The 12246-nt window shown below is 53.8% G+C and carries 13 protein-coding genes; 8 read left to right on the forward strand and 5 right to left on the reverse strand.

The window, feature by feature from the left end:
• Window positions 1–22 precede the first annotated feature (22 nt).
• The 5 genes from TU86_RS17615 (at window position 23) to TU86_RS17635 (ending at window position 4680) form a co-directional block, all read left to right on the forward strand.
• Entirely contained in the window at window positions 23–988 is a 966-nt protein-coding gene (locus TU86_RS17615) for a glycosyltransferase family 2 protein (protein WP_048365603.1), read from the forward strand.
• A gap of 21 nt (window positions 989–1009) precedes the next feature.
• The gene (locus tag TU86_RS17620) at window positions 1010–1378 is read left to right on the forward strand and encodes a GtrA family protein (RefSeq protein WP_048365604.1); all 369 of its coding nucleotides are present in this window, start codon (window positions 1010–1012) and stop codon (window positions 1376–1378) included.
• A 1-nt stretch (window position 1379) separates the two neighbouring features.
• The gene (locus TU86_RS17625; RefSeq protein WP_157395923.1) at window positions 1380–2852 is read left to right on the forward strand and encodes a hypothetical protein; all 1473 of its coding nucleotides are present in this window, start codon (window positions 1380–1382) and stop codon (window positions 2850–2852) included.
• Window positions 2853–2985: 133 nt separating this feature from the next.
• Complete coding sequence (locus tag TU86_RS17630; RefSeq protein ID WP_048365606.1) at window positions 2986–4107, forward strand: acyltransferase family protein; 1122 nt, start codon at window positions 2986–2988, stop codon at window positions 4105–4107.
• Between the two features lie 240 nt (window positions 4108–4347).
• The gene (locus TU86_RS17635; RefSeq protein ID WP_048365607.1) at window positions 4348–4680 is read left to right on the forward strand and encodes a ComEA family DNA-binding protein; all 333 of its coding nucleotides are present in this window, start codon (window positions 4348–4350) and stop codon (window positions 4678–4680) included.
• A 58-nt stretch (window positions 4681–4738) separates the two neighbouring features.
• Here the strand turns inward: TU86_RS17635 and TU86_RS17640 are convergent, their stop codons facing one another.
• Window positions 4739–5302, reverse strand: coding sequence for a TetR/AcrR family transcriptional regulator (locus TU86_RS17640; RefSeq protein ID WP_048365608.1), 564 nt, complete (start codon window positions 5300–5302; stop codon window positions 4739–4741).
• A 127-nt stretch (window positions 5303–5429) separates the two neighbouring features.
• Window positions 5430–5597 (reverse strand): DUF2897 family protein, encoded by a 168-nt coding sequence (locus TU86_RS22590; RefSeq protein WP_082149311.1) that lies wholly within the window; start codon window positions 5595–5597, stop codon window positions 5430–5432.
• 231 nt (window positions 5598–5828) lie between these two features.
• On the opposite strand from TU86_RS22590, the gene pyrF reads away from it, so the two are divergent.
• Entirely contained in the window at window positions 5829–6527 is a 699-nt protein-coding gene (gene pyrF, locus TU86_RS17645; protein ID WP_162207811.1) for an orotidine-5'-phosphate decarboxylase, read from the forward strand.
• 123 nt (window positions 6528–6650) lie between these two features.
• Here the strand turns inward: pyrF and TU86_RS17650 are convergent, their stop codons facing one another.
• A complete protein-coding gene (locus tag TU86_RS17650; RefSeq protein ID WP_048365610.1) occupies window positions 6651–7655 on the reverse strand; it encodes an NADP-dependent oxidoreductase in 1005 nt (334 codons plus the stop codon).
• A 183-nt stretch (window positions 7656–7838) separates the two neighbouring features.
• Here TU86_RS17650 and TU86_RS17655 point away from each other — a divergent pair, with 183 nt between their 5' ends.
• On the forward strand, window positions 7839–8600 hold the full coding sequence (locus TU86_RS17655; protein ID WP_048365611.1) for an SDR family oxidoreductase: 762 nt from the start codon (window positions 7839–7841) through the stop codon (window positions 8598–8600).
• A 46-nt stretch (window positions 8601–8646) separates the two neighbouring features.
• On the opposite strand, the gene TU86_RS17660 is transcribed toward TU86_RS17655, so the two are convergent.
• A complete protein-coding gene (locus TU86_RS17660; RefSeq protein ID WP_048365612.1) occupies window positions 8647–9837 on the reverse strand; it encodes a benzoate/H(+) symporter BenE family transporter in 1191 nt (396 codons plus the stop codon).
• A gap of 230 nt (window positions 9838–10067) precedes the next feature.
• On the opposite strand from TU86_RS17660, the gene TU86_RS17665 reads away from it, so the two are divergent.
• Window positions 10068–10835, forward strand: a complete 768-nt coding sequence (locus tag TU86_RS17665; protein ID WP_048365613.1) for a GntR family transcriptional regulator — start codon at window positions 10068–10070, stop codon at window positions 10833–10835.
• Between the two features lie 107 nt (window positions 10836–10942).
• On the opposite strand, the gene guaD is transcribed toward TU86_RS17665, so the two are convergent.
• Window positions 10943–12241 carry a guanine deaminase gene (gene guaD, locus TU86_RS17670; RefSeq protein ID WP_048365614.1) on the reverse strand — a complete coding sequence of 433 codons (1299 nt, stop codon included), beginning with the start codon at window positions 12239–12241 and terminating at the stop codon, window positions 10943–10945.
• Window positions 12242–12246 lie beyond the last annotated feature (5 nt).

Here is a 12246-nt window from a genome sequence, read left to right on the forward strand (position 1 = left end):
TGTATGACGCAAGGAATTTGAAGTGCTGACATTGGTAATCCCTGTCTATTGCAACGAAAGCAATTTACCCAGTTTGCTACCTGCCATCTCCTCGATGAGTGAGCAACTCAATGATGCGCTGGAGGTTGTTTTCGTTGTAGATGGCAGCCCTGATCGTTGTTATGAAATATTGCGGGACACGCTTTCTACGCAACGTTTCAGTTCGCAACTGATTTTATTGTCGAAAAACTTCGGATCGTTCATGGCCATCCGAACCGGCTTGCAATACGGTACGGGTAATCGATTTGCAGTGATGGCCGCGGACCTCCAGGAACCACCGGAACTGGTAATAGAAATGAATCGCCTGTTACTCAATGATCAAGCTGACGTGGTGGTGGGGGTGCGCGAAAACAGGAATGATCCGTGGCTGAGCAAGTTATCGTCTTCACTGTTTTGGGGGGCTTACCGACGCTTTGTTGTCCCGGAAATCCCACCCGGCGGGGTTGATATGTTCGCCTGCAACAAAGCGTTTCGTGACACGCTTTTGACGCTGGATGAGCGACACAGTTCATTGATTGCCCAGATTTTTTGGTTGGGGTTTCGCCGAGAACAAGTCACCTACACACGACAGACACGTGAGCATGGCAAGTCAGCATGGACATTACGCAAGAAAGTTAATTATTTGATGGACAGCGTATTCTCGTTCACCGACTTGCCGATTCGTTGGTTGACGAGAGCAGGCGCTGTGGGTGCAGGAGTGGCAGCGCTGTTTGGGCTGTTGACGCTAATTGCCAAACTGCATGGCGCAATAGAAGTGCCCGGCTATGCAATGATCATGATCACGCTGACGTTTTTGGGATGCCTCAACCTGTTGGGGATGGGGATTGTGGGTTCGTACGCCTGGCGAACTTATGAAAATACCAAGAATCGTCCACTTGCAATTCCGATGTGCAGTTCTGTCTACGCCGGTGCAAAAGCGGGTGCAGCCGTTTCGGTAATAGAAACATAAGTGTTTAAGGCGAAGCGTTGAATGTTCAAGCATAGATTTGTCCGTTTCCTGGTGTCGGGCGGCATGGGGACATTACTCTCATACGGTATTTACCTTGCGTTATTGCAGGCGCTTGATTTCAGGCTGAGTTATACCGTCTCTTATGTATTTGGCATCATTTTCGCCTACGTCATGGGGCGTTTTTTTGTGTTTAAGGCAACCCAAGGGGCAGCATCAATCCTGCTGTTCCCACTGGTGTATGCCGCGCAGTATGTGTTGGGCGTGTGTGTGGTGTGGGGCAGTGTCGACTACCTCGGCATGCCTCAATGGATAGCGCCGTTAATTGCGGTTGCCGTGACTATTCCCTGTACCTATTTTCTGTCGAAGTATTTATTCGTTGGACGGTTTTGACGTGAGTAAAGAAAGCCTTTTTGCACATCGCTACACCACTCAATCTATGATTGTGCTGTGCGCTATTCTGCTGTTTGTTGTGGTGTATTGGGTGTGCGGTACTATTGCAGTCAATGCAGGGACGGGATGGGATGGTTCGATCTATTTGAACTATATTGAGCGGCTTGCACGAGGTGAGGCCATTCATGGCGATCCGTATCGTTTAATGCGGATGCCAGGCTTTGGTCCTTTGATTGGCGGTGCCGCACTCGGGTTGTCGCCAACGTACTTCTTGACCTTTCAAATGTTGTTGAATGGGCTCGTTGTTTCCATAGGGCTGGCTTTGTTTTATTCAGCCTTAATGAACATAGGGTGCGAACGAAAGTCGGCGTTAATGTCGACAGGTTTGCTGATGTTGACCTGGCCCGTATTGGTCATGCCGGTGTATTACCCAATTCTCAGTGATCACGCGGCTATTGCGTTGAGTTGTACAGCGCTTTGGCTGTGGTCAAAGTCTCTTCGGGTGTGGCTGTCAGGTCTGTGTGTGCTGAGTGTCTGGGTACTGCCCGGGTTGTTTTTATTGCCTCTTGTATTACTGTGCTTCCCTTTTAAACAGCACGCCAGCAAGGATGAAGGTTGTCAGTCAGCCAAGGTGTTGTCAGTTCGTATATTTGCCGTCTCCGGGGTCATTGCTGCTGCGTTGCTGTTAAAACATTTACTGCGCTTTTCGGTTGAGAAAATTGCTGTTCATGCCGTAGATAAAAATGGTCAAACAGCGCTGACTGAATGGCTACCACTGACGTATGTCGCCGCTATTTTATGCGTTTTGTATGTCGCCTGGATCTACTCAAGGCTGATCGTCGACCGCTCTGTCTGGTCGGCATTGAACATAAAGTGGTTGTGCGTGAGTCTTGTGGTGCTTGCCAGTACCTTTGTGTGGGTGTACTTAAGTTTTGATTGGTCTGTAGGTTTCGCAGGCCCGCCGTTGACCAAGTTCATGACATTGCAATCACTTGCGGCGCCGTTTAAACCGCTGGTTGCGCACTTTTATGCGTTCGGCCCTGTGATTGTGTTGTCCCTGTGGAGCCTTTATCGCTGGAGTATCAAGCGCGAGCGTAGCGTGCCCCGGGCACTGATTGTCGTACTGGCTGCTTATTTACCCTTTCTGTTGTTCGGCTCGGAAAGCAGGCAATGGATAGGGGTGCTGCCAGTCAGTGCAGCTATCTTCGCCATGTCAGGGTTTTCGTTTGGCCTGCGGATATGGAGTGTTATTTATGCGGCTTTGCTCATCACGCCATTAATGTTTCTTCAGTCAAACAATGCTCAGGCTCTTGCACAAGGGCTGAGTTATCAAAGTGGTGAGTGGCAATATTATTTCGGCCGACAAGGGCCCTGGATGTCGGCGAGCCTGTATTTGTCTGTAGCGGCACTGCTTCTAGTATTTGTCCTCGTGGCGATGTTGATCCAACGCTTTAGCAAGCAGGGCGTGAAGTAGCGTGTGAAACGCTAAATTAAAATAATGAAATGGCTGGGCAGTAGGGGCAGGAAATGACAGGTGTTTGCATTGAAGATGGGCGAGAGCGAGCGGTTGGCGAGTCCGAAGAAATTAACTGTGTGCGGAATAAAAAGTGATAAATAATATTCAGTTTTTACGGTTTGTGGCAGCGTCGCTGGTAATATTTGCTCACGCACCTCTCAATGCCTTTGGTGTGTCATCACATGCCATTCATTTGGGTGGCTTTGGTGTGGATATATTTTTCATTATCAGTGGATTCATTATTCCTTACATCTTGTTTGGTGCTTCTAATAACGTAAGTCAACTCCCGAAAATGGGAGGTTTCAGTTTTTTTATTCGTCGAATAGTCCGTATCTGGCCCTTGTATTTCGTGGCGACCGCCTTTGTTATTTTGGCTGCTCTTATCGTGCGCTATTCAGGGTTGACCCCAAACTTTGAAGTGAACAATGTCTATGGGTTGGCCAAGTTGGACTGGACGCTGTTGTTTGAGTCTTTAACCTTCACTCATGCCGTTGTAGCGCCCACGCTGAATGTCGGTTGGACACTGCAACTTGAATTTTTGTTTTACACCGCCGTGGCCATTATGCTCCTGCTTGGTGCTAAAAGCTTTTTTCATGTGGCCATCTCCTATGCACTGTTATTGCTGGGTTCTGCACTGTTGCTTGGCTCTGCGGGGGCCACGTTTGCAAGCTATTTTCCGCCGTTAAAGTTATTGGCTACCCCCATGATGATCGAGTTTTTGTTCGGACTTATCCTTTATGGGTGCTACCTCAATGGCTATTTTTTGAATAAGTGGTTGTCGGCAGCATTGATGCTGTTGATCGTCCCTGTGTTTTACTACACAGAGCTTCATGCGCTGATGTCCAGTGTCGGGGGCGCCTATAACCGGGTGTTGGTCTGGGGTACGTTTGCATTTTTAATCGTTTGGGCAGCGATAAGCTTGGAGCCCTACTACTCAATGCCAAAGGTTTTCAGTGTGCTGGGTGATGCGTCGTACAGCCTCTATTTAACTCATTGGCTAGTCCTTCCCTGGATCACCTTTGTGATTGATCGATACACGTTGTATCCGAAAATTGGCTTGTTAGGCTTGCTGGTTATATGCTTTTTCGTCTGTCAGTTTGTCGCGTTGCTGACTCACTTCTTTGTTGAAAAACCACTCAATGAAAAAGTGCGCAAGGTTGTATTCCCGAAGGGTATAAATCGTACAGCTGTTCAGCCGGACACTGTTGTTTGAATGAGGGGCATCATTGTTAACCGCGTGTGAGAACCAGGGTAAACATGAGCCTATTTCGTGTCTCTAATCGCAGTTTACCGGCATGTTCTGCACCTGCTTTCATCGGTTGCGCAGTGCGCTCGTCAGGCTGAATACACATGCTGCAATCGCTTGATTTTTGACTCTTTCTCGACATCGTCTAGGTTTGGCATACAGCTCAGGAAAGCTGTTTCCATTTAACGATGTCTTGGAGTGTCACTCATGCGTATTGCACTGGTTCCTTTGTTCGTCATGGCCATGTTGTCGGGTATTTCGGGGTTGGCGGGTGCCAATACGCCTGCCACACCGCCCGCCACAGTCGTTACACCCGCTCAAGTGGCACCTGATGTTCAAGTGATGACCATTAATTTGAATACGGCAGACGAAGCGACCTTGCAGCGTGAGCTGTCGGGTGTTGGCGCCGCTAAAGCCAGAGCCATCGTGGCCTACCGGGAAGCACATGGTGATTTTGCTTCTGCGGACGAGTTGCTGGAGGTCAAGGGAATAGGCAAGGCGATCTACGAGAAGAACCGTGACAAGGTTGCGGTTAACTAAGCCCTATCGATGTATGACAGAAGGCCAGCCTGTGACTGGCCTTTTTGCTTTCTGTTGTTTAAGCCGGGTGAACAGGACCCTTCAACGCTTTACGCGTTACATCCAGAATCTTCTCTTTCAAGTCCTCGTTCTCGGCGCCCCGGGAGAGAACCAGCGCACCCACTAATGTGGCAAACAGCACAATGCTTTGATCTTCGGCGTCAGGGCCTGTCAATACATCCTGGATTTGCTTGAGCCGGGCATTGATGACGTAGTCGGTGGTCGCGCTAGGGTTGCCGTTCTGGGCCATTTCAATGGACATGGTTGGCAGCGGGCAGCCCTCGTGAGGGGAGGTGAGGTGCCATTCGGAGAGGTAAGTGTCGATAAAGGTATGCAGCGGGTCCGTGGTGTTGAACAGCTCGTTACAGCGTCCATCCACCTCGGAGGCAGCGTGCTGGAGGGCTTTTTCAACTAACTCGTCTTTGGAGGAGAAGTGCGCATAAAAGCCGCCATGAGTCAGACCCAATGCTTTCATAAGAGGCTGTAACCCCGTTGCGCCGATGCCGTCTCGTCGAAAACGTATAGAGGCTTCTTCGATAATGCGCTGATGGGTGTGGGCCTTATGGTCTTGGGAATACCTCATGGCGTGCGTCCTTGATTTCAATCAGCCATCATATGCCTGTGTTTCCGCAGGTTGTATGGGCGATTTTATGTAAAGACGTGTAGGTATTTGGCTATGAACACGTTCAAAGCTGTCGGTCACTCAGCGTTTAATTGTCTTTTGATTCCTTGGCGTCCATCTCTGCATTGCGCTCGGCAACGCGTTTGCGCTGTTCATCAGTGAGTTCGACTTTGTTGGCGGTGTCACGCAGGGTCATCAGCCCGCCTACGATGGCACCAATAGCAACGATCAGAATTAACCAGGCATACCAGGGCATAAATCTCTCCTTGAGTGGGCGCGCTGCCGAGCAAGAGGTTGCTCATTGACTCGCCATTTATAGATGTGAGTGCAGGCAGGCGCCAGTGGTTCAATTGTAGGCCGCTTATCTCGCCATGCTCTTTAATTGTTGGGCGATGACTAAAATCGCGAATTTACGATCATCGGGTGCCGGTAAGCGGCTGGTTCCGCTACAATGCGCGCCGATTTCGACCTGCCTGAGAACCCGCTAATGTCCGACTGCCAGACTCCTATTATCGTCGCCCTGGATTTCCCAACGCGTGACGCCGCATTGAAACTGGCTGATCAGTTGGACCCCAAGCTGTGCCGCGTCAAAGTGGGCAAAGAATTGTTCACCAGTTGTGCCTCTGAAATTGTCGGTACATTGCGCGACAAGGGCTTCGAGGTATTTCTGGACCTCAAATTCCATGACATCCCTAATACCACTGCGATGGCGGTTAAAGCTGCTGCTGAAATGGGCGTGTGGATGGTCAACGTGCATTGCTCGGGTGGCATGCGCATGATGGCCGCTTGCCGTGAGGTGCTGGACAAGCGTTCAGGTCCTCAGCCGTTGCTGATTGGGGTCACGGTGTTGACCAGCATGGAGCGTGAAGACCTCGCGGGCATCGGCCTGGATATCGAGCCGCAAGAGCAAGTGCTGCGTCTGGCAGCTCTGGCACAAAAAGCCGGTATGGACGGTCTGGTGTGCTCGGCGCTCGAAGCGCAAGCGCTGAAGGCGGCTCACCCGTCATTGCAGTTGGTGACGCCAGGTATTCGGCCGGCGGGCAGTGCGCTGGACGACCAGCGCCGCATCTTGACGCCACGTCAGGCGCTGGATGCCGGTTCTGACTATTTGGTGATCGGCCGTCCGATCAGCCAGGCCGCAGATCCGGCCAAGGCATTGGCGGCGGTGGTCGCCGAGTTGGCGTAAACCCGCTTTGGCGCAGCGGTGTAGTCGGGTGTGACAGCTATACCGCTGTACTCGGGTTGAACCGTGCTGAACACTGGATCGCAGCCTCGTACCTCGTCAACTCTCAGAGCACGAGGTTGCGTGCTAGACCTTCAATATGAGCTTGCCGAAGTTTTCGCCGTTAAACAGCTTCATCAGCATTTCAGGGAAGGTTTGCAGTCCCTCGACGATGTCTTCTCTGCTTTTGAGTTGGCCTTTGGCTAACCATCCCGCCATTTCTTGCCCGGCTGCACCATAGCGATCGGCATAGTCCATCACCACAAAGCCCTCCATGCGTGCGCGATTGACCAACAGCGACAAGTAGTTGGAAGGCCCTTTTACGGCTTCCTTGTTGTTGTATTGGCTGATGGCACCACAGATGATGACGCGAGCCTTGAAGCTCAAACGGCTGAGTACGGCATCCAGAATGTCGCCGCCTACGTTGTCGAAATACACATCGACGCCTTTAGGGCATTCACGTTTCAGACCTGCGAGCACGTCTTCGTTTTTGTAGTCGATAATCCCGTCAAACCCCAACTCGTCAATCAAGTAGCTGCATTTCTCTTTGCCGCCAGCGATGCCTACTACACGGCAGCCTTTGAGTTTGGCGATTTGCCCGGCAATGCTGCCCACGGCACCCGCAGCGCCAGAGATCACCACCGTGTCGCCTTCTTTGGGGGTGCCGACTTCCAGCAGGGCAAAGTAGGCGGTCATGCCGGTCATGCCCAGCGCGGACAAATACACGGGCAGTGGCACCAGAGTCGGGTCGATTTTGTAGAAGCCTCGTGGTGCGCCCAGAAAATAATCCTGCACGCCCAGCGCGCCATTGACGTAGTCACCTACGCTGAAATCGGGGTGTGAGGAGGCAATCACCTTGCCCACGCCCAACGCACGCATGACCTCGCCCAAACCGACGGGAGGAATGTACGACTTGCCTTCGTTCATCCAGCCGCGCATGGCGGGGTCAAGGGACAAATACTCGTTTTTGACCAGGATCTGGCCTTCGCCGGGCTGGCCCACGGGGATTTCTTGATAGGTAAACGTGTCGCGAGTGGCTGCACCGACGGGGCGTTTAGCAAGCAGGAATTGGCGATTGTTCAGGTCAGTCATGGCAAGGGGTCTTCATAAAGGCAAAGGTTGTTGATAGACGTTCTTGGCTTTGACCGCAAGTAAATGCGTGATGACGAATGTTTTTTTATCAGTTCGGGTGATGGTGCTGGGCAGGGTTTTATCACTGCGATAAATACTTCATGGGCTGTCGATGCGCAGCGCACTTCGATAAGGATAAAAATAATGAGCATGACATTTGCGGGCCGCGTTGCGGTCGTGACGGGTGCAGGGGCGGGCATCGGTAAAGCGACAGCCCTGGCGTTTGCCGCTGAAGGATTATGTGTAGTGGCCGCCGATGTAGACGTTCATGGTGGGCAAGAGACGGTCAGGCAGATCCAGGCCGCTGGCGGCATCGCCTTGTTTGTGCGCTGTAATGTGACCCTTGAAGCGGATGTCAAACAGTTGATGGATCAAACCGTTAACACCTACGGGCGTTTGGATTATGCGTTCAATAATGCGGGGATTGAAATTGAGCAGGGCCGTTTGGCTGACGGCACGCAGGACGAGTTCGACGCGATCATGGGGGTTAATGTCAAAGGCGTGTGGCTGTGCATGAAGTACCAGTTGCCCTTGATGGTGGCGCAGGGCGGCGGCGTCATTGTCAACACCGCGTCAGTGGCCGGTTTGGGCGCGGCACCGAAAATGAGTATTTATTCGGCATCCAAACATGCGGTGATAGGCCTGACCAAGTCGGCGGCGATTGAGTACGCGAAAAAAAGCATCCGGGTGAATGCCATCTGCCCTGGGGTGATCGATACCGACATGTTTCGCCGTGCCTGCGAAGCAGATCCGCGTAAGGCGCAGTATGCCGCGGCCGTGCATCCGATGGGGCGCATTGGCACTGCCGAGGAAGTGGCCAGTGCCGTGTTGTATCTGTGCTCTGACGGTGCGGCCTTTACCACGGGCCATGCGTTGGCGGTGGATGGCGGAGCACTGGCGATCTGATAACCCGGTGCAGGCTCAAGCACGCTTGCGCCTGCACGCGTGTGGCTTATCGGGTTTTCCAGCTCAGAATCATCAGCGTCAAAACCCCTGCGACAATCCCCCAAAACGCGGATCCCACCGAGAACAGGGTCATGCCCGAGGCGGTGACCATAAATGTGACCAGTGCGGCTTCACGCTCTTTGGATTCGTTCATGGCGATGGTCAGGCCGTTCATGATTGAACCGAACAATGCCAGAGCGGCAATCGACAGCACCAACTCTTTTGGAAACGCCGCAAACAGCCCGGCCAGCGTTGCGCCGAAAATACCGGCAATGCCGTAGAAGATTCCGCACCACACGGCGGCGGTATAGCGCTTTTTGGGGTCTTCGTGGGCGTGCGGACCGGTGCAGATGGCGGCGCTGATGGCCGCGAGGTTGATGCCATGTGAGCCGAAGGGCGCCAACAGTAATGAAGCGATACCGGTCGTGGTAATCAGCGGCGACGCGGGCACGGTGTAGCCGTCTGCGCGCAGTACGGCAACGCCGGGCATGTTTTGCGAGGTCATGGCCACAACAAATAGCGGGATGCCGATACTGATCGTCGCAGCCAGTGAAAAGGACGGCGTAGTCCACTCGGGGATCGCCACTTCGAGGGCGAAATCCTTGAAGTCCAACAGCCCCAGTAACCCGCAGATCAACGTGCCCACCAGTAATGCCCCAAGCACGGCATAGCGGGGGGACAGGCGCTTGACGATCAGGTAGGTGATAAACATCCCCAGCACCAGTGCGGTCTGGTGCTGGGCCGCGACGAATATTTCGCTGCAAATTTTAAACAGGATGCCCGCCAGCAGCGCCGAGGCGAGTGATGCAGGAATGCGTTTGACCAGGCGGTCGAAGCTGCCAGTCACGCCACAAATAATCACCAGCACGGCACAGGTCATATAGCCACCGATCGCGTCGGGGTAGCTGACGCCGCCCAAACTGGTAATCAGTAACGCAGCACCTGGCGTCGACCAGGCGATGGTGATCGGGGTGCGATAACGCAGGGACAAACCAATGCTGCAAATGGCCATGCCGATGGATAACGCCCAGATCCAGGACGAGATTTGCCCGCTGGTCAGGCCCGCCGCCTGGCCTGCCTGAAACATCAGCACCAGGGTACTGGTGTAGCCGGTCATCATCGCAATAAAGCCTGCGACCACGGCCGAAGGGGAGCTGTCTGCCAATGGCCGTAAGCGCGTATGAGTGGCATCCGTCATGAAGCTGTATTCCTTGTTCTTTAAATAAGGGTGGTGCAGGGCGCCAGCCTAAACGCAAACGTTACCTGTCATTGCAATACAGCCGTGGCAGCAAAGAGCCGTACAGTCGTACTGGCAATCTGGGTTGTGTACAATGCGCGCTGTTTTTAAGTATTAATTCATTACCAGCGGCGCCCGTTTACGTACTAACGTAAAACCTCATCCGCCGCCGCTATCCCACACGAGACCTCATGAACGAACAGTTGCAGCCCCTCAAGAAACCCACCCGGGCAGGTAAGGCCGGTCGCACCGGAACTCAGGACGATATCGTTTACGCGCATATTTTTGAGGCCATTCTCGAACAGCGATTGGCGCCGGGCACCAAGCTGAGCGAAGAAGCGCTGGGTGAGATTTTTGGAGTGAGCCGCACCATTATTCGTCGCGCGCTGTCGCGTTTGGCCCATGAAGGGGTGGTGTTACTGCGCCCCAATCGCGGTGCGGTGGTGGCCAGCCCGAGCATTGAAGAAGCGCGTCAGGTGTTTTTTGCGCGGCGTCTGGTTGAAAAGGCCATTACCGAATTGGCCGTTGTACATGCCACTGCCGAGGACCTCGCCGATTTGCGCAAAATGGTGCAAGACGAGCGTGACAGTTTCTCGCGGGGTGATCGCGGTGCAGGTATTCGCTTGTCTGGCGAGTTTCACCTCAAGTTGGCAGAAGCGGCGAAGAACACTCCGCTGATCAGCTTTCAGCGCAGCCTGGTGTCGCAAACCTCGTTGATCATTGCCCAGTATGAAAGCGGCAACCGCTCGCATTGTTCTTACGATGAGCACATGCAGTTGATTGATGCCATCGAGGCGCGCAATGCCGAGCTGGCGGTGAGCCTGATGATGCACCACATGGATCACATCGACAGCAAGCTCAACCTTGACGAAGAGAGCGCCTCGGACGACTTGCACGCGGTCTTCTCGCATTTGCTGCAAACCAAGGGCAAGCCCTCACGGCCGTCGGCGAAGCTTTGAGTGGCAGTCGCTGCTTTGGGCAGCGACTGCATTCAAGCATCGAGCACCTAGACCGGCATGAGCTGACGAGTGACACCCGACTGCGATCTGGTTCGTGCGCGCTTCGATCAGCGCTGGTGCACCAGGTTGCCCGCCGCAAAGGTCTGTTGCACGGTGCGGTCGTCGCCCAGCGTCATCAGGACGAACAGCGTTTCAGCGATGTTTTTTGATTGCTTGAGGCGATAACTCAGCAGCGGAGTCGCGTGGTAGTCCAGCACCAAAAAGTCTGCATCAGTGCCCGGTTGCAGGGTGCCAATGCGGTCTTCCAGGCGCAGCGCGCGCGCGCCGCCCAATGTCGCCAAATACAACGACTTGAACGGGTTAAGGCGCAGCCCTTGCAACTGCATGACTTTGTAGGCTTCGTTCAGGGTGTTGAGCAGCGAGAAACTGGTGCCCGCGCCTACGTCGGTGCCCAGGCCGACGTTAAGTTTGTGTTTTTCGGCCATTGGCAGGTTGAACAGGCCGCTGCCCAAAAACAGGTTTGAGGTGGGGCAAAACGCAACTGCCGAACCGGTTTCGGCCAGCCGCGCGCATTCTTCGTCACATAAATGCACGCCATGGGCAAATACAGAGCGCTCACCCAGCAGTTGGTAGTGGTCGTACACGTCCAGATAACCTTTACGTTCAGGGAACAGCGATTTAACCCATTCGATTTCCTGAAGGTTCTCGCTGATGTGAGTGTGCAGGTACACGTCCGGGTATTCACCGAGCAGTTTGCCTGCCAAGGTCAGTTGTTGCGGGGTGCTGGTCGGGGCGAAGCGCGGGGTGACGGCGTAATGCAGGCGGCCCTTGCCGTGCCAGCGTTCGATCAGCTCCTTGCTCTGGGCGTAGCCGGTTTCTGCGGTGTCTGTCAGATAGTCCGGCGCATTGCGGTCCATCATCACTTTGCCCGCGATCAGGCGCAGGTCCAGACGCTGCGCGGCTTCAAACAGTGCGTCAACGGATTGCGGGTGCACGCTGCCAAATACCAGTGCGGTGGTGGTGCCATTACGCAACAGTTCTTTGAGGAACACATCGGCCACTTCTTGCGCGTGGGCTTTGTCTGCGAACTGGCTTTCGCACGGAAAGGTGTAGGTGTTGAGCCAGTCGAGCAACTGTTCGCCGTAAGAACCAATCATGCCGGTTTGCGGGAAGTGGATGTGGGTGTCGATAAAACCGGGGGTGATCAGGGCGTCGGTGTATTCAGTGACGGCCACGTCAGCTGGCAAGGTGGCCAATAACTCGCGGGCGTTGCCGACGGCTTTGATCTGGCCGTCGTCAACGATCAGCAAGCCGTCCTCAAAGTATTCGTAGGACGCTTCGACGCCGACCTCGGCCGGGTCGGCGATGCTGTGCAGGATGGCGGCGCGGTAGGCTTTACAAGTCATCATGT

The sequence above is a fragment of the Pseudomonas weihenstephanensis genome (genome assembly GCF_001043055.1).
GTDB lineage: Bacteria > Pseudomonadota > Gammaproteobacteria > Pseudomonadales > Pseudomonadaceae > Aquipseudomonas > Aquipseudomonas weihenstephanensis.